Genomic DNA, 17,690 nt, shown 5'->3' with positions numbered 1-17,690 from the left:
CCGGGGCCGATACAATATCGGCGCAAAAAGAGGGGCGTGGTTCAGAAAATCTCGACCAGGCCGAACATGGGGCTATGATCGACACCGAGTAGCTTGAGCGACACGGCGGCATCGACCCCGCGGGCGTGGTGGGCTTCGGCGAGGGCGTCGAGTGTTGCGATGGCGGCGCGGGCTTCGGCTTGGGTCGCGATGGCATCAAGGGCGTGCTGATTGGGGGCGTGCTGATTGGGTGCGCGCTTGGCGGCGGCGGCGGTGGCGGCGGCGCGCAGGCGGGCGGCCTGTTGATCGGCCCGGCGGGCTTGGTGGCAGGCGGCGATGGCGGTGGCGAAGGCGCGTTCGCTCATCGCCTGCAATTGCGCGTGAAAGGCGGGCAGGTCTGATTGGTCGGATTCGGCGATTTTGATCCGGGTTTCGCGTTCGCTGCGGTCGATTAGATCGAACGGCAACGGTTCGAGGCCGAACTGCTCGGCGAGGCTATCAGCCAGCATGATATCCGGCTCCACATCCACCAGCGCGTCAAGGTCCAGCGCGCGGGTTTGCCGGGCGAAGGGGATGATATTGTGGTTGGTCTCGATATGGTTACTCTCGATGGTCCGCATGCTCACTGACGCTCCTTGACGCGGTTTAGGCTCCGCATACCGTCTCATTGTCAACTCTGGCAACCGCTTCATCACAGCTTCGTCTCATAAAACCCGTTCATGTCTAAATTGCGTTACCAGCAATATCGCGGATTGGATGAGACCTAGATCACATCAAAAATCTACGACCGGAATTAATCTGACCAGTTTATGTACCGCCAATGCGCGGGGCGCGCAATGATTGATTGCCACGCCCCTGGCTCAATAGGTTTGTGCGTTGTCGATTTTTGTTTTTTATCCGGAACGATTTGGGCACGACTCTCCGCCTAGCGCTCGAAGTTGATTTTTGCGCGGGAGGGTGGCGCGTAGATATGGCCGGGGAGTGTGGGGCGTGGGGGTGGCGGCGGGTATTTTTGGAGAAAATATTCGTAGAGCGTTGGCTCTGGTTTTTTGCTCCGCCGCGATGGTTTTTGCTCCGATTTGGTGCGGGGCTGGCGCGGTTTGCGCGGTAATTTGAGGTAATCAGGGAGCGGAATCGCGAGCATGTGGCAGATTGGGCGCAGCACGCGACCGATGCTTGGGTTTTCGCCGTGGAGGAGCGACAAGCCAGGGTCTTCGAGGAAGCGGATTAGGTGACCACGGACATAGGGGATGTGATGGCCGGGGAATGTTTGCAGCAACCAGCCATTTTGCCCCGGTAGTTTGCTCTTTGCGCCGGTTATGGGAGTTGGCGCTGGTGCTTCTGCGGGTTCGGGCGCGGTTTGCGCTTTGGGCTGGGGTTTGCGCGCGCGGATGGGGCGGGGATTGCAGGAGAGCGAGCGAAAACGGCGGGAGAGGAACGAAATACGGTGCCAGATGGCCCACTTGAGCGAAAGATCGAAGCGGGCATAGTCGGGGGCGCCGAGGGTTTTGCGGAGCATGCGCGCAATGGTGGTGAAGCGGTCGGCGAGACAAAGCGCGAGGGGGTTAGTGACCTGCTCCATTTCGCTAACATGGCACAGGAGCCGGGGGGTGCGAAAGGGGAAAATGAGTGATGGCGTTGTGCGCGAGATTGGTTGATTTTTCACGAGGGCGTACGGTGGTTGCGAGATGGGGGTGCTCAGGCGCACCCCGCCCTACGGGCTAGTTAATGATGCAATTGACGGCCCGCATTGTTGGCTGGTATTACATGCTGTGAAAATTAAATGGGGGTAATTTGATTTCAATCAAACTATCGGTTGTAGTTCCCTTTTTTAACGAGTACGCAGGGATTCACGAGCTTCATCGACGCCTAACCGCCATCTGTCGCGCGTGCGTTAACGAATCATACGAGTTGGTTTTTGTGAATGATGGCTCAAAGGATCTGACTTGGGTCGCGATGAGGGATATCGCCCAACAAGACAAACAGGTAGTTGCTATAAACTTGTCGCGTAATTACGGTCAGCAACTCGCCATTACGGCAGGGCTAAAGATTTGCCGGGGTGAACGTGCGTTCCTCTTGGACGCTGACTTACAAGACCCACCGGACCTTTTGCCGGACATGATGGCTCGCATGGATGATGGTTGCGACATTGTGTACGGCGTGCGCACCGAAAGACAATGCGAATCTCTTTTCAAAAGGACGAGCGCCACCATTTTCTATAAGGTGCTCCGGCGTATGGTGGATATTGAGATACCCGCCGATGCTGGAGATTTCAGGCTGATGAGTCGACGAGCCGTAGATATTCTTAATAGTATGCCGGAGCACCATAGGTTTATTCGGGGCATGGTAAGTTGGATCGGCTTACGTCAGGAGCCCCTACCTTACGAGCGTGCCGGTCGCTTCGCGGGGCGGGGACATTATCCGCTATCAAAAATGATCCGCCTGTCAATTGACGCAATTACGGGCTTTTCGACCCGTCCTCTGCGTATAGCAGCATACTCAGGCATTGCATTTAGCGCGGCAACTTTGTTGCTCTTGATATATGTTTTAGTTAGGCATTTCACCGGCCATACTATTCGGGGCTGGACCTCCCTTGCTGTCATTGTGCTCGCTATCGGTAGCGTTCAAATGCTCATCGTCGGAGTTATGGGTGAGTATCTGGGAAGACTATATATAGAATCAAAAAATCGCCCACTGTATATCATTCAAGAGATTGTTTCATCATCGACAATAAATACAAGCTTTCCTTCGTTCTCTTCTGGAGCGCCCCGTGAAAAATGAAATTCCTAGCGTAGAGGTTGACGGGCAAGCCCTACGGGCCGAATTCGACCTCCTGGCCGATACGTATTATCAAGACCATAAAAAGAATATCGCAATCACTGGTGAAGAGCCCGAATATTTTGCTGAATATAAGATCGCAGACCTCGCCGCACTAGTGTGCAGCAAATCTCTCAACAAAAAAAATATCCTAGATTTCGGTTGCGGGATCGGGAATTCAGTTCCTTATTTCCGAAAATATTTTGCAGAAAGTATGATTTCTTGTTGTGATGTCTCTGCGCGAAGCATTGAGATCGCTCAAACACGTTTTGTCGGACGGGAGAAGTATTTCCTTGTGGACAAGAATATTCACCTGCCAACCGCCAGCCAGGACATTATTTTTTCTGCCTGCGTATTTCACCATATTCCCCATCAGCAACATCATCACTGGTTGAGCGAACTGCGCCGCGTTACGCGTCCTGGTGGTCTATTGGCGATCTACGAGCACAATCCTCTTAATCCGCTCACTGTCCATGCCGTTAATACGTGCCCTTTCGACGTTAATGCAAAACTCATTTCAGGGAGAACAATGCGTCATCGCGCATCCAGTAGCGGTTGGTATGACGCCGACACAGATTATCGCCTTTTTTTCCCCTCAATACTCCGATCCTTGCGACCACTGGAACGACACCTTGGCTGGCTTGTTCTCGGGGCGCAATATCGCATGACTGCATATAACGGCGCTAGATGAAATTATTCGTTCAATTGATTCGCTTTGGGGTGGTTGGGGTCGCGAACACGCTAGTCGGCCTGATAATCATATATGGACTCATGTTTTTCTTCGACACTGGAATCTTAATTTCGAATCTAACAGGTTATATTATTGGATTAATTTTTGGTTTTACCCTACATCGTGTCTGGACGTTCAATAACTCCCAAGAGCTGCCAACCTTGTTCTCCAAGTATACTTTTGTAGCGATTGTGTGTTACTGTCTTAATATCAGTGCGGTTTTGATAATTAATTTTTACTTCAACTCCAATCGTTATTTGGATCAATTATTAGGAATTTGTGTATATTCCATAGCTATGTTTCTAGGATGTAGGCAATTTGTTTTCACGGGGTCACAATTGGAGATATGAATAATATGATACCGAAAAATATCGAATCTACTTTCTTGCGTTTATTGCCGATTTATTTAGGCGTCTTTTTTATTTTTGTTATTGGCATTACCATAGGCGCCTATTTTCCACCTGGAAAATTAGAATACGGACCTGGCTTACCGCAACATTTGCTGACTTGGGACGGGCTTTGGTACCGCGATATCGCCGAACACGGATATCACTGGAACGCGACCATCGGCACACTACCAGCCCGATACCAAAATGTTGCCTTTTTTCCCTTGTACCCACTTATCGAACGGGTATTTATGAGGGCACTCGGGACGCATGGATGGCTTACAACTATCGCGCCCGGCATTGTTTTCGGACTCTGGTCGATCAGATCGTTTGACCGTCTCGCCCAACGCGTTCTATGCGACAACCAAACAGCGCTACGCGCAACGGCGTTTTACGCGTTTTGGCCAGCAACATGTTTTTACTTTATGGGCTATGCCACTGGACTAATAAATCTATGTGTTATTCAATCAATGATTGCGTATGTCGATGGCAGATTTATGCGTTCTGCGTTCTGGTGTGGCCTGGGCACGACAGCTGGCCCTGGAGCAGTCTTCGTGGCGTGCGGACTTTGCCTCGACCAAAGCCTGAGGTGGATGCGTAACTCGCTCGATTGGCGTCAAGTTCCAAGATTGATTGGCTTTGGATTATTGTCGGTCTTTGGGCTATTACTCTTCATGACCTATCTTTCATGGCGTTTTGGCAATCCACTTCTCTTCGTCTTAGCACAAAAGGCTTGGGAGTTCCCCGAATCCGCTCTCCGAAGTGAAAGTCTAATTATTCATATCACTTTGATGGTTCTCCCAATATGGTATGCATTTCCGTTTTACCAAACAATTTCGACCCTATTAAAATTGTCTTCCGCCCCAATTTTCGGGACTCAATATTTTTACTTTATTCTCGAACATTTGTATCAAGATGATATTGATGTAGTTGCGGTATTATTATTATTTTATATTTTATACAAGCAAATAAAAAATAGATTTATAGAAAATCATATTTTATTTCATACTGGCATATTTGTCTTGATAGGCTATATGTGGTTCAATGGATCGACATATAACGGTTTTGAGAACGGAATTCGAATATTATACCCTGCGCTAATTATTTTTTTATTTTTAGGCTCAAGGAGATTCAGATTCAAATATACTTCAGAAATTTTGTTGGGATTTTCGTGCGCGCTTGCTTGTTCGGAAATAGCCCTCGTATGGAGTGGTTATATGGTTATATAAAACAGTGGTCTTTAGTAAGATCCGATGGAATTATGGAGCCGCATACGGGAGGGCGGTTAGAAAGAAAGAGTAGACTTTTTCCGAACATTGCCGATAAACCATCGGCGATGGTCAAAGAAGCGGTCGTGATTGAGCGCTTGTCACCTAAAGTGAGCGCAAGAAATGAGTTTTTTTATGCTCCGCACACAAGCCCGTTTTCGTATTACAGCCCGGACTCATTGCTTGATCGAAAAGATAATTGTTGCTGCGGTGTCAGATGGCCCATTTAAGGGTCAGATCGAAGCGGGCATAGTCGGGGGCGCCGAGGGTTTTGCGGAGCATGTGCGTGATCGCGGTGAAGCGGTCGGCGAGACTCTGTGCGGGGGGGGGTTAGTGACCTGCTCCATTTCGCTAACATGGCACAGGAGCCGGGGGGGTGCGAAAGGGGAGAATGATTAGGCGCGGTGTTGGGTGGGGGGTTGGGTGGGTTGTTGGGTTGGGTAGGCTAGGGTGGCGGCGAGTTTGAGGGTGATGGGGCCGTGTTTTGCGAGGGCGGCGGGGATTAGTCCGCTCCCGTTGGTCCAGCGGCCATCGGGTTCCACGCCGTGCCAGCCTTCGGTGAGGAGCGGGTGATCGAGCGGGATTTTGCGGCTCCCGGCGTGGAGCGAGAGGATTTTGACGCCGAGGGTGCGTTGGTCGCGCGGGTCAGGCGAGAAATAACCGGGGATGGCGTGCCGCGAGCGAATGGTGACGCTCCCGTCTGGGTTGGGTTGGAGGGTTAGGGCTGGGTCGTTGGTGAGGGGTTGGTGGGTGCGGGCGAGGATTTGGGTGCGGGTTTGCTCGACGATGGGGCCGGATTCGGCGAAGGGGGCGCAGCTGGTTTGTTCGCGGAGGGTTTGTGCGAAATCGGGATGGAGGGTAATCGCTCCGCCGCCGCCATTTTCAAAGGCACTTCGGTTGCCGGTTTCGAGGTAGCTTTCGGCGGGGGTGCCCTCGGCGTAGAGCACGGCGTGGTGGGGAAGTTCGATGTGGTAGTAGGTGATGGTGCGGCGGGATTCTTGGCGGATGGTTGAGCCGTTGAGGAGGGCTTTTGCCGGGATCAGGGCGCCGTTGAGATAGAGGGCGTGGTCAGGGGAGAGAAAAAGGTCGCGGCGGGGGATTCCATCCATCAGGGCGTTCGCGGCAATGCGGATGGGGTTTACTTGCGCCGGGTGTGGATGGCGGAGGAGTGAAAGAGAGCGGTGGCCGATCCATTGGATGGGGGCGGTGCCGCCGGTGTGGAGGATGAGGGAATCGCCGGTGCGGAGTTGTTCAACGGGGATTTCGCCACGGGTGGTGAGGATGCGGGTTCCCTGCGCGAAACAATTGATCGGGAGGAGCTGGCTCCAGACCGCCTCCTGGGCCGCGTTCAAGCTGCCGTTGGCATTGGTCGTGCCATCGGGCGATTCGCCGGGGAAATTGCCCCAGACCCACCAATCGCCAGCGACCGGCTGCTGCTTGGCGGTGAAGGTGGGGCCGCCCTGTGCGCCGTCCTGCCCGTTCATGTAGGCGATCATGGTCGCGGCCCAGACCTGGGAATTGGCGCTGATCATGCTTGACCCCATTTCACCAATCCAGACGGGCGCGATGTTGGTGGTTTCGAGATAGCCCCAGGCCTGGTTCATGCGGGTGACGGCGGCGGGTCCGGTATCGGTGGTGATGCCGGAGATTTCGGTGGGGTATTCGTGGACGGAGTAAACGACCTTGTTCGCCTCGGTGAGCACGACGGGGTCTGCGCCCGCGACGCTGAGGTCGCCTTCCGGGGCGGTGCCGGTGCCGGCGAAGTCGCCACCATAATTCTGCGGTCCTTCGCAGATGATGAGCGCACCGGGATCGACCGCCTGGATCGCATCGCCGACATTTTGGTACATAGCATGAATATCGGTAGGGCCATAGCCGCCATTCGGGCCGTACGGCCCCCAGGTGACGTTGCCAACGGAGGTCGGTTCGTTGTCGAGATCGAAGCCGATGACAGTGGAATTACCGGCGAAGGCCTGAGCGATGGTGACCCAGTCGGCCTGGAAGCTGGCTTGCGTGACGGTGCCGGCGACGCCCGCGCCGTTGGTATTGTTGGTGCCGGGGCCGAGATCGTACCAGAGGCCGTTTTTCTGTTGGGCGCCGTAGCCGTCAGCAGGGTTGGTGAAGCCTTCGTCGTTATGGTGATCGATGATGACTTTCAGCCCGTCAGCACCGGCGGCAGCGACGATGGCTTGGAGGCGCTGGAGATCAAAGCCCGTGTTGTTATGGAGATCGGCATCGTCCCAGGAGACGCGGATGGTGTTGAACCCCGACGCGGCGATGGCGGCGACGGTGGCGGGAATGTTGGTGAAATTCTGGTTCCACCCGACGCTCGCGATCCGCACATCCACGCCTGCAGCATCGATAATCTGATTGCCATCCGTGCTGAGATAGCCCGCAGGCAACAAAGTGGACGAAACCGACGGCGCCGTGAGCGGGGCATCGGCGAACGTCATTTTGGTATTGGTGATGCCGGGAGCGCATAAACGTGATTGAAGCATTTTTTGCCTTACGACAGCCTCGTTGCACACAAATCAATGAACGCATTCGGTAGTCGCATGATCGCCAGATTTTATCAAATTATTTTTTTGTTTTGATATCGATTTATTATCGTCTCTTGTCTTTATGGATCATGATGACGAGCGTGAGAGACTGATGCGGTGCGGTGCGATGCGCTGCCGGACGGGCTTGGCGGTGGCGATAAGCAGGATCAATCGGACCGTTATTGCTTGGTTATGGCGCGACGATGATGGTTGGTTGGTGATGGATTGGGAAATTAACCGAGCGGGCGATGAAGCACATGGCGTGGGCTTGGTGGTGGAGGGTTTGGGCGGTGGTGGGGTTTGACGCGGCGGTGATGGTGATGTGGGGGCGGAGTGTGACCGCGCGGAATTCGCCGGCACCGTTGGGGTGTTCGATCATTAGGGCTTCGGCGTTGTCTTCATAGGCGGTGACGATAACGCCCGCTTGCGCGCAGAGGCTGAGATACCAGAGTTTGTGGCAGGCGGCGAGGGAGGCGAGTAGCAGGTATTCGGGGTTCCAGCGGGTGGGATCGCCGCGAAAGGCGGGGTCGGCGGAGCCGGGGATGGTGGGTTTGCCTGGGGCGATAATGTCGTGCGTGCGCTCATAGGCCTGATAGCGGCTGGTGCCGGTGCCCTGATTGCCGGTCCAGACCACGCGGACTTGGTAGTGATGCTGTTTGTCCATGCGCGCGCTCCTGATGGGGTTGATGCGGCGATCGGCGCGTTATGATCCTGTTAGCAGACTCTGGTGGTTTGACCCGGTTTGGGTTTGGTTAGGCGATGCGGGCCAGGGCGGCGTCGAGGCGGGAGAGTTCGGATTGGGCGGTGGTCAGGCGGTCTTCATTTTCGGCGATGATGGCTTCGGGGGCGCGGGCGCGGAAATCTTGGTTGGCGAGTTTGGTGGTGATTTTGTCGATCTCGGCTTGGGTTTTGGCGCGGGTGGTTTGCAGGCGGGTGCGCTCGGCGGCGAGGTCGATCAGATCGGCGAGCGGGAGGATCAGGGTGGTTTCATCGAGGATGGCTTGGGCGGCGCCATGCGGCATGTCACCCACGAGCGGTTCGATGGTGGTGATGCGCGCGAGGCGGGCGATGGTGCTGTGCCAGGTTTGGCTCCGGGCGAGGCTGGTGGGGCTGGCATCGCGGAGTAGGAGCGGAATGCGGCTGGCGGCGGGGACGTTCATTTCGCTGCGCACGGCGCGGATTTCCGAGATGAGGCGGATGACCCAGGTGAGTTCGGCGCGGGCGGCTTGCGCGTTGGCGATGGGTTCTGGGGTGGGCCAGGGCGCGGTAATCAGGCTGCCGGGCGCGCCGTAGCCGAAATCATCCCACAGGGCTTCGGTGACGAAGGGGATCAGCGGGTGCAGCAGGCGGAGCAATTGGCCGAGCACGGAGGCGGCGACGGCGCGCAGTTCGGCGGCTTCGGGGCTGGTGGCTTGATCCGGCGCGAGGGCGGGTTTGGCGAGTTCGAGGAACCAATCGCAGAAATCGCCCCAGACGAAGCGGTAGGCGATTTGGGCGTAGTCACCGAGGCGGCAATTTTCGAGGGCTTGGGTGGCTTCGGTGATGGCGTTGTTGGCGGCGTCGAGAATCCACAGCGAGAGCGGGAGTTTGGCGTCGGTTGGCTGGAAGCCAGGGTTGGGCGTGCAGCCATTCATTTCGCAGAAGCGGGCGGCGTTCCAGATTTTGGTGATGAAGCTGCGATTGGTCTCGACCAGGGCTGGGCCGAGCTTGATGTCACGCCCGCCGCCGCTTTGGACGATGACGGTGTAGCGCAGGGCATCGGTGCCGTAGGTGTCGATCAGGGTGAGCGGGTTGATGACGTTGCCCTTGGTTTTGCTCATTTTCTGGCCGCGTTCGTCGCGGACGAGGCCGTGCATGAGGACGGTGCGGAACGGTACGTCATGCATAACGTAAAGCCCCATCATGATCATCCGGGCGACCCAGAAGAAGATGATGTCAAAGCCGGTGACCAGCACGTCGCCGGGATAATAGCGGGCGAGTTCGGGCGTTTGATCGGGCCAGCCGAGGGTGGAGAATGGCCAGAGGGCGGAGGAGAACCAGGTATCCAGCACGTCCTCGTCTTGGCGGAGTGCGGTGGCGGCGCCGTAATGGACGGCAGCGTCCGCATGGGCGGCGTCGGCGGTTTCGGCGACGAAAATATGGCCATCAGGGCCATACCAGGCGGGGATGCGATGGCCCCACCAGAGCTGGCGCGAGATGCACCAAGGCTCGATGTTGCGCATCCAGGCGAAGTAGGTGTTTTCCCATTGTTTCGGGGTGAATTGGATGCGACCGGATTCGACCGCTTCGATGGCGGGTTTGGCGAGGGTTGCGGCGTCGCAATACCATTGCTCGGTGAGCATCGGCTCGATGGGCACGCCGGAGCGTTCGCCATGGGGGACGGCATGGGTGTGCGGCTCGGTTTTTTCGAGCGCGCCGATGGCATCGAGATGGGCGATGATGGCTTTGCGAGCGGCGAAGCGATCCATGCCTTCAAGCGAGTCGAGGAAGGCCGCGTCGGCGGGCTGGCACAGGGTGCGGATTTCGCCGAGCGCGATGCGGCCGGCGCGATCGATGATGGTGGGGGTGGGCAGTGCGTGGCGCTGGCCGACCGCGAAATCGTTGAAATCATGGGCGGGGGTGATTTTGACCGCGCCGCTGCCTTTGGTGGGGTCGGAATGGGCATCGGCGATGATCGGGATGGCGCGACCGGTGATCGGCAGGATCACCGATTGGCCGATCAGGGCTTGGTAGCGTTCATCCTCGGGGTGGACCGCGATGGCGGTGTCACCGAGCATGGTTTCGGGGCGGGTGGTGGCGACGATGATGCTGCCGCCGGAGGCGATTGGGTAGCGCAGATACCAGAGGTTGCCTTTGATTTCGCGCATATCGACTTCGAGATCGGAGACGGCGGTGGCGAAATGCGGGTCCCAATTGACCAGGCGTTTGGCGCGATAGATCAGCCCATCGCGATGGAGCATGGTGAACACGCGGGTGACGGCGCGCGACAGGCCTGCATCCATGGTGAAGCGTTCGCGCGCCCAGTCCGGCGAGGCGCCGAGGCGGCGGAGCTGGCCGGTGATGGCGCCGCCTTGTTCGGCTTTCCAGTCCCACACCCGCTTCAGGAAGGCTTCACGACCAATGCCCAGGCGGGTTTTGCCTTCGGCGATCAAAGCGCGTTCGACCATGAGTTGGGTGGCGATGCCGGCGTGATCGGTGCCGGGCTGCCAGAGTGCATCGCGGCCCTGCATGCGCCGCCAGCGGATCAGCACGTCTTGCATGGTCATATCCAGCGCGTGGCCGACATGTAGGCTGCCGGTGACGTTGGGCGGCGGGATCATGATGGTGAACGGGGCGGCGTCGCGCGTCGGGTCGGCGGCGAAGGCGCCGGATTGTTCCCAGAGCGCGTAGAGGCGCGCCTCGAAGCTGGCTGGGTCGTAATTTTTATCGAGCATCGGCCTACTTTACGTGAAGAGAGAAAATATTAGGAGCGAGCATGACGCAAGGCAGGCCGTTGGCAGCGATTAACGATCCGACGGGTCGATCAGGCGATCGATTTCGGCGCGGACGACGCGCTCGACGATGCTGGAGAGATTGGCATCGAGCCAGGATTTGAGCATCGGGCGAAGTTCTTCGCGGACGATGTCTTCGATGGTGGGGCCGCCCCGGGAGATGGCGACGCGGCGCTGGCCGTGCAGGGTGCGGACCAGCGAGCCGATATGGCGGCTGGCTTCGCGCGCGGTTTGCTCGCCAATGATGCCACTCGGCACGTCGATATCCGGGGTGCTGGAGAAGGCGGCTTGCTGGGCGTCATCGCCGATCGGGCCGGATTGGGCTGGCTCGGCACTGGGGGCTGGTTCGGCGGGTTTCGCGGGTTCGGTGGTTTGGAACGCCTCGAACGAGGGGACTTGGAAATCTGCGACTTTCGCCACGGCGGGCGGTTCGACGGGGGCGGGAGCCGGTGTGGGGGCCGGTTCGGGCGCGGGTTCGGCCATGACTGGTTGCGCGGCGGTGGGGTCGAGCATTGAGGTGTCGAGCGCGATCACGTTGCCAAGCTCGGGGCTGGGCGGTGCGCTGGCATCGAGCGCGGGGGACGATGATTTACCCGCGCTGGTTTGATCGTCCTCCTTCAGCATCCGCCGGATGGAGGCGAGGATTTCGTCCATTGACGGATCGGCGCTGGTGGTCGGTGTGGACACGGTCATCGATCAACTCCTTGGGGCGGACGCGGACGGCTTTGACATTGTTGGCTCCGGTACGCTGGGCATCGGGGCCGGATTGGTAGGCACGGAATGGGGCAATAAATCGCCATTGGGTGCAATCCCGACATCATGATAGGCCAAATTACCGTTACCAAACAATGCCTCTTTGACTGCACGATAATATTTTAGATCATCATAGTGATGAACTGGCAAGCCTAAATCGGTGGCGGTGAGGCGACCGATGGCGGCGAGAATGCCGTATGAGCTGGTGACGACGTTGCCGATATTCTGAATTTGTTGCGTCTGGGCGTTCAATAATGCTTGTTGTGCATTCAAAACATCAAGCGTGGTGCGGGTGCCGACGATTTCCTGGCGTTCGGTGCCATCGAGGGCGATGGCGTCGGCGCGGATTTGCGCTTGGGAGCTGCGGACGGCGGCTTGCGAGGCGCGCAACGCCTCCCAGGACTGGGTGGCTTGGGCGACGGAGGTGCGCTGGGCATCGATCAGGGCGGCGAAGGCGGCTTGCACCTTGTCCCGCGCTTGGCGGATGGCGGCGTATTCGGTGCCGCCTTGATAGAGCGGCACGGTGAGGTTGGCGAGCACCTGGCCGCCGGTGGAGGCGGTGTGCGGGCCGCTGGGGTTGTTTTCATCAAAAGCGGAGGCGGAGACTGAGAGCTGCGGCGCGAGGGCGGCGATGGCGACATCGACCGCGTCTTTGGCGGCGGCTTGGGCGAACACGGCGACCACGACGTTGGGGTTGTTGCGGGCGGCTTCTTTGGCGGCTTGGGCTTTGGAGCCGACCGGCAGGGCGAGCGGTTGCGGCGGGACCAGATTTTTCGCGGGATAGGCGCCGACATAGCGGCGGAAATTCTCGTTGGCGATGTGCAAATCACCGCGCGCGATTTCGACGGTGGCGTGCGCCTGGGCGACCGAGGCTTCGGCCTGGGCGACGGAGGTTTCGGTCAATTCGCCGACATTGAACTGATCTTGCACCGCGTGGCGCTGCTGGCGCAGGACCGCGAGATTGTTCAAATCGAGCGCGAGAAGCTGACGGTCGGTGATGACGGCGACATAGGCTTGGACGACGTTGGTGAAGACCGTTTCCTCGGTCGCGTAGAGCTGGGCGCGGGCGGAATAGACGTTGTTTTTCGCCTCATGGGTTTTGGCGAGGGTGGAACCGCCAGTGTAGATCGGTTGGGTGACGGTGAGCTGGCCGATGACTTCGTTGCGCGATTGCGGGAGTTTGATGTGGTTGAGGACCGTTTGCGGCAACCCGGTTTGAAAATTGAATTGAGTGCTGGGCAGCGCCTCGCTGCTGGTGCCGGTGATGCGCCCGACGGTGCCTTGGATGGTGACGGTGGGGCGCCAGCCGGCGAGGGCGGCGGGGACGTTTTCATCGGTGGCGCGCAGATTGGCGCGTTGTTCCTGCAAGGTGGGGTTGTTGGCGTAGGCTTGCGCGAGCGCTTGGGCCAGGGTGGTGGGGCTTGCTGGTGGCGTGGTGGCTGAATGGGCGTCTGCGCGGGCGGGCGTGACCGTCGCGATTGCCAGAAGCAGGGCGGTGATGCTGAGGGTGGAGCGAGATTTGATCAAAATACGAACTCCGCCTTGGGGGTAAAGCCGGGCAGGAACGGGGCTGCGCAATCGGCGATGGTGCGGTGGGCGAAGCCGCCACCGGTGACGGCTTCGGCGATGATGACGCGACCGAGGCCGCGCACGCGCAGGATGGTGATCAGGCGTCCCGTGGCGCTGAGTTGGGCGGCGAGCGATTCGGGCAGGGTTGCCACCTGGCCTTCGAGGATGATGCGGTCATAGGGCGCGCCATCTTGGCCACCACAGGCGGGGTCGCCATCGGCGAGATCGCCGGAGAGCAGCCGGACGGCGGGGGCATGTTTGGCGAGGGCGGGAGCGGCGATGGCGTGCAGGGCGGCGCTCGATTCCAGGGCGGTGACGCGGCAGCCGCATTGGGCGAGCAGGGAAGCCGTGTAGCCGGTGCCGGCGCCGATGACGAGCACGGCGAGGCCGGGTTGCGGGGCGCAGGCGCGCAGCAGGCGACCGATGGTGAGCGGGGCGAGCAGCGCGCGGCCCTCGGGGAGCGGAATATCGGCATCGATATAGGCGCGGGAGGCGAGCGGAGCGGGCAGAAAATCTTCGCGCGGGATGGCGCGGAAGGCGGCGATCAGACGCGGCTCGACAATGTCGTTGGGCCGGATTTGGCGATCGACCATCAGGGTTCGCGCTGTCGTGAAATCGGTTTTTTGCTCAGTCATGCCACCGCCTCATTCTTTCGCACCGTTTTTTGCGCCCGCCCGATGGTGCGCTGGAGCTAGGCTTATAGAGGGAGTGTAAAGCCACGGTAAAGCGGTTGGGGGCGGAAATGACGATCACGCTCTTGACCGCACGCCCCGCATGGCTTGATAAGCGCGCTGGCCCCGATGGTCCGGTGGCAGAGTGGTGATGCAGCGGACTGCAAATCCGTGTATGCCGGTTCGATTCCGGCCCGGACCTCCATATTATTGCGCCCCGTCCCTCGATTTTTCGGTCTCCCCTGCCCTGTTTTGGGCTAATAGGGTGCATTGCGCCAGTTGGGTGATCGGCATAGTTTGGCGGGCAAATCAGAATAACGAGGACGCCTAATCTACCCCGCCATATAACTCAACGATATTTTATCCATATTCTTCGAAAAATCAGATATTTAATATCCACTCCACTCTCGCTTGTGTTGATTTATTGTCCACGGATGTCCAAAGATGCCCAGGGATGTCGGGGTCTCGTCGGGACCCTGGTGGGACCCAGAATAAGGTGGGATGGCAGAATGGCGACGGTAAAACTGACAGATGCGGCGATCAGAAAAATCATCTCAGAGGCTGCGACTGGTGTTCGCACTGAGCTGACTGACGCCGCGACGCTGGGGCTAAAGATCCGGGCGACAAGGGACGGTCGCGCTATATGGTCTATCAAGCTGCGGGACCACGCCGGCACGCAAGTGCGTGTGACGCTCGGTGAATATCCTCATCTCGGGATCGCGGATGCGAGACGTGAAGCGACGGTCACACGCCATCAAGTTCGGTATGAAGGCAAAAATCCGACTGCTGAGAGGCGTGCAGCTCGGCAGAAAGCTGGCGCCCCAGTTGATGGGACCCCGCCTGAGATGACGCTCACTGGCCTATTGGATGAATTCACCCGCGTGGTGAAACATGACAGTCAGACTTGGCCCGATTATCGCCATCGAATTGAGCTTGTTTTCAACGCTCTGCTCGACAAGCCCGCAGCGACGCTATCACTTGCCGATATTCAGCGAGTGGCGGACAGCTATAAATCGCTCAGCGTAGCGTCTCTCGCCGTCGCCTTATTGCGGCCCGTCTTGAAATGGGGTGCCGCCCGCGATTACGTCGATTTCAAGACGACCATCATCAGCGCCCCACGCCCGCCGATGCAGCGAGAGCGATTTCTCGCCAATGACGAGCTAAAATCACTCGTCACCGTGCTGCGCGGAGAGGCTGGACCTGCCGGAAAGAGGGCTGCTTATGCAAATCACCGCGATGCGCTTCTGATGATCTTATACACCGCGACCCGCCGGAATGAGGTCTGCGGTGCCACTTGGGCGGAATTCGATCTTGATCCTGTTGATGGAAGTCATCCTGCCTGGACGATACCGGCGTCTCGGATCAAAGACACTCGGCGGGCAAGTTCGAAATCTCGGAAGAAGAGGCCACCCCACATAATCCCGCTACCTCGCCAAGTGCTCAACTTTATTATAGCGAGGCGCCCGGAGAATTGGCGGCCTGATGATCTCGTATTTCCGAACGAGGCGGGTGGCGCTCTTGGCGCGTGGGATAGGGTGACAAAACATCTGTTCGACGTCACCGGCACATCGGGATGGACCCGGCATGATCTGCGCCGGACCGCCGCGACAATGATGGGGGAGATGGGCACCCCGCCCCATGTCATCGAATCAGTGCTCAACCACGCGACCATTCATTCCAGTTTGGCCGATACCTATAATCGGTCGCGCTATCTCACTGAGGTCGGGGAGGCGTTGCAAAAATGGGCGGATTGGATTGATGGGTTGGTGGGTATACGCGGTCAAGCTATCCCGGAATCCACATTAGCTTTGACCGCCTGAGATTAATTAACCCGTGATAATACCCCGTTGAACGAAACCTGAGCCCCGTGAAAATACGAGCAGTTGGTTTCACCGACACTGACATTATTGCCCTGCGGCGTGAATGAAAGATCGCACTGCTCGGGCTGGGTGTCTACGTTGCTCTCGAAACCCTGGGTCATGATGAGCTGGTTCCCCCGCCGATATGCATACCCTTCAACCTGCCCTGCCCCCACATTGCTGGAAACACTGACTGAGACAAAATAGGTGCCCTGGCCCCTTTTGGTCATCGTCATCGAGCCATTGCCGCCTTCGAGATATCCGGCATAATTCTGCGGGACACCGATCTGAGTGGGGAATGGGGTTGGCCCAATCGGGCCCTGAGGTTGGCCGGTGGCGAAGATTTGCCCCATCGGGACTGGGTTGAGCGCCACCCCGCCATTGGGCAGGTTTTGGACAGTGCAACCGGCAAGAGCGACGAGAAGGCTACCTGCGGCTATCGTTTTCAATGCGATCTTCATATACACCTCTGTGAATGTGAGAATGGCGCAAATAAGCTGATTAAATTCTATTTTTTGCACCGGAGATTATTATATCAAAAATATAAAAAACGGCAATATTTGTTATTATATAAGATACACTCCAGATCGGGCCACATTCAGCATTTCGCATTGCCGGCGGACCGATAGATCGGGATGGTGCCGGTCGAGCTTCGCTCTACGGTCCGGTGCGCTCATTTGCCGAACCTCTTTGCGAAAAAATCGTTCTCAATCGTCAGCTGTCCGATCTTCGCGTGCAGCTTCTCGATCGCCCGGCTCGAGGCCGCCTCGGCATCCTGGCCAATCTTCGGATCAAACGCGCGCGCCGCATGCCCCTGCAACTGCTTCTTCCACGCGTAAATCTGGTTCGGGTGAACCTGATAGCGGGTCGCCAAATCGGCCACCGTCGCCTGCTCACGCAACGCCTCCAAGGCAATCTTCGCCTTCAACGCCGCATCAATCGTCCGTCTCGTTTTGCTCATAGTTCGCTCCGTTTACCACAACTGAGCGACGCCTCTTCCAATTAAGCCCCCGGTCCCATTTTCGGGGCCCAGTTCAGACATCAAATATCGGCATTACATGATTACCCGACAAGGCAAAAATCGTTTTGATGATCACGTCCGTCAACGTGGTGTAATTTGGTTGTGGGATAAGGTGGCCTCGGATCATTCTGCTGCGGTGGCGATCTGGGATGGCATTATTTCGACGGTTGGCGGCGCGAGCTCTGCCATGGCTTCGGTCTGCATATAGCGATGTTGGGTTTGCCACTCGTCGTTCTGTTCGAGCAGGACGGCGCCGACGAGGCGGATGATCGACGCTTCGTTGGGGAAGATGCCGACGACATCGGCGCGGCGTTTGATTTCGCCGTTGAGACGTTCGAGCGGATTGGTAACCGGTATGACATGATCGGTGCCGATGTTCCTACCTCGGTCTCCAGATCGAGGTGTATGCTGCGAGCATCCGGGACAGAGGCACCGGGAGCACGAAGGTGCGGGCAGGCCGGTCCACATCCATGAGCTTCGAGCTCGAGTTAGTAGCTGGCCACCTCTGCGACTCGCCCGGTTGCGCTGAGAGCGCGAATCCGTAGTTGTCGTGTCGCCCGGCCGCTCCCGTCGTTATAGGCAACGATAGGAGGTTGGCATGCGCCG

At 57.9% G+C, this 17,690-nt stretch carries 15 protein-coding genes, 1 tRNA gene and 1 pseudogene; 6 read left to right on the top strand and 11 right to left on the bottom strand.

Going from position 1 to position 17,690, the window contains the following annotated elements; translation table 11 throughout:
* Window positions 1-41: 41 nt before the first annotated feature.
* Both ACYUCQ_RS05245 and ACYUCQ_RS05240 read right to left on the bottom strand, forming a co-directional pair.
* Entirely contained in the window at window positions 42-605 is a 564-nt protein-coding gene (locus ACYUCQ_RS05245) for a hypothetical protein (protein WP_460253447.1), read from the bottom strand.
* Between the two features lie 299 nt (window positions 606-904).
* Window positions 905-1,561: a hypothetical protein gene (locus ACYUCQ_RS05240; protein ID WP_460253446.1), complete on the bottom strand. Its 657-nt coding sequence runs from the start codon at window positions 1,559-1,561 to the stop codon at window positions 905-907.
* Window positions 1,562-1,773: 212 nt separating this feature from the next.
* Between ACYUCQ_RS05240 and ACYUCQ_RS05235 the strand changes: the two genes are divergently transcribed.
* From ACYUCQ_RS05235 to ACYUCQ_RS05220, 4 genes are read left to right on the top strand one after another with little or no spacing between them, the layout of a single operon-like run.
* The gene (locus tag ACYUCQ_RS05235) at window positions 1,774-2,760 is read left to right on the top strand and encodes a glycosyltransferase family 2 protein (RefSeq protein WP_460253445.1); all 987 of its coding nucleotides are present in this window, start codon (window positions 1,774-1,776) and stop codon (window positions 2,758-2,760) included.
* A complete protein-coding gene (locus tag ACYUCQ_RS05230) occupies window positions 2,750-3,487 on the top strand; it encodes a class I SAM-dependent methyltransferase (RefSeq protein ID WP_460253444.1) in 738 nt (245 codons plus the stop codon). Before ACYUCQ_RS05235 ends, ACYUCQ_RS05230 begins: the two co-directional genes overlap by 11 nt.
* Window positions 3,484-3,876, top strand: coding sequence for a GtrA family protein (locus tag ACYUCQ_RS05225; RefSeq protein WP_460253443.1), 393 nt, complete (start codon window positions 3,484-3,486; stop codon window positions 3,874-3,876). Before ACYUCQ_RS05230 ends, ACYUCQ_RS05225 begins: the two co-directional genes overlap by 4 nt.
* Before the next feature lie 5 nt (window positions 3,877-3,881).
* On the top strand, window positions 3,882-5,141 hold the full coding sequence (locus tag ACYUCQ_RS05220) for a mannosyltransferase family protein (protein WP_460253442.1): 1,260 nt from the start codon (window positions 3,882-3,884) through the stop codon (window positions 5,139-5,141).
* A gap of 434 nt (window positions 5,142-5,575) precedes the next feature.
* On the opposite strand, the gene ACYUCQ_RS05215 is transcribed toward ACYUCQ_RS05220, so the two are convergent.
* The 6 genes from ACYUCQ_RS05215 to ACYUCQ_RS05190 form a co-directional block, all read right to left on the bottom strand.
* Window positions 5,576-7,633, bottom strand: a complete 2,058-nt coding sequence (locus ACYUCQ_RS05215; protein WP_460253441.1) for a Hint domain-containing protein — start codon at window positions 7,631-7,633, stop codon at window positions 5,576-5,578.
* Between the two features lie 277 nt (window positions 7,634-7,910).
* Window positions 7,911-8,384 carry an OsmC family protein gene (locus tag ACYUCQ_RS05210; protein ID WP_460253440.1) on the bottom strand — a complete coding sequence of 158 codons (474 nt, stop codon included), beginning with the start codon at window positions 8,382-8,384 and terminating at the stop codon, window positions 7,911-7,913.
* Window positions 8,385-8,472: 88 nt separating this feature from the next.
* On the bottom strand, window positions 8,473-11,154 hold the full coding sequence (locus ACYUCQ_RS05205; RefSeq protein WP_460253439.1) for a valine--tRNA ligase: 2,682 nt from the start codon (window positions 11,152-11,154) through the stop codon (window positions 8,473-8,475).
* A gap of 69 nt (window positions 11,155-11,223) precedes the next feature.
* Window positions 11,224-11,904: a DUF2497 domain-containing protein gene (locus tag ACYUCQ_RS05200; protein ID WP_460253438.1), complete on the bottom strand. Its 681-nt coding sequence runs from the start codon at window positions 11,902-11,904 to the stop codon at window positions 11,224-11,226.
* 3 nt (window positions 11,905-11,907) lie between these two features.
* Window positions 11,908-13,491: a TolC family outer membrane protein gene (locus ACYUCQ_RS05195; protein WP_460253437.1), complete on the bottom strand. Its 1,584-nt coding sequence runs from the start codon at window positions 13,489-13,491 to the stop codon at window positions 11,908-11,910.
* Window positions 13,488-14,168: a protein-L-isoaspartate O-methyltransferase family protein gene (locus tag ACYUCQ_RS05190; protein ID WP_460253436.1), complete on the bottom strand. Its 681-nt coding sequence runs from the start codon at window positions 14,166-14,168 to the stop codon at window positions 13,488-13,490. The genes ACYUCQ_RS05195 and ACYUCQ_RS05190 overlap by 4 nt, the downstream gene beginning before the upstream one ends.
* A gap of 167 nt (window positions 14,169-14,335) precedes the next feature.
* On the opposite strand from ACYUCQ_RS05190, the gene ACYUCQ_RS05185 reads away from it, so the two are divergent.
* Window positions 14,336-14,409, top strand: a tRNA-Cys gene (locus ACYUCQ_RS05185).
* Between the two features lie 304 nt (window positions 14,410-14,713).
* Window positions 14,714-16,024 (top strand): tyrosine-type recombinase/integrase, encoded by a 1,311-nt coding sequence (locus ACYUCQ_RS05180; protein ID WP_460253435.1) that lies wholly within the window; start codon window positions 14,714-14,716, stop codon window positions 16,022-16,024.
* Between the two features lie 2 nt (window positions 16,025-16,026).
* Here the strand turns inward: ACYUCQ_RS05180 and ACYUCQ_RS05175 are convergent, their stop codons facing one another.
* The 3 genes and pseudogenes from ACYUCQ_RS05175 to ACYUCQ_RS05165 form a co-directional block, all read right to left on the bottom strand.
* On the bottom strand, window positions 16,027-16,584 hold the full coding sequence (locus ACYUCQ_RS05175; RefSeq protein WP_460253434.1) for a hypothetical protein: 558 nt from the start codon (window positions 16,582-16,584) through the stop codon (window positions 16,027-16,029).
* Window positions 16,585-16,736: 152 nt separating this feature from the next.
* The gene (locus ACYUCQ_RS05170) at window positions 16,737-17,024 is read right to left on the bottom strand and encodes a transposase (protein WP_460253433.1); all 288 of its coding nucleotides are present in this window, start codon (window positions 17,022-17,024) and stop codon (window positions 16,737-16,739) included.
* A gap of 183 nt (window positions 17,025-17,207) precedes the next feature.
* Window positions 17,208-17,432, bottom strand: a pseudogene (locus tag ACYUCQ_RS05165) (transposase); the annotation flags it as partial.
* Between the last annotated feature and the right edge of the window lie 258 nt (window positions 17,433-17,690).

Source organism: Acidiphilium sp. MT5 (genome assembly GCF_054767495.1).
This window is presented reverse-complemented; position numbering and strand designations above follow the sequence as displayed.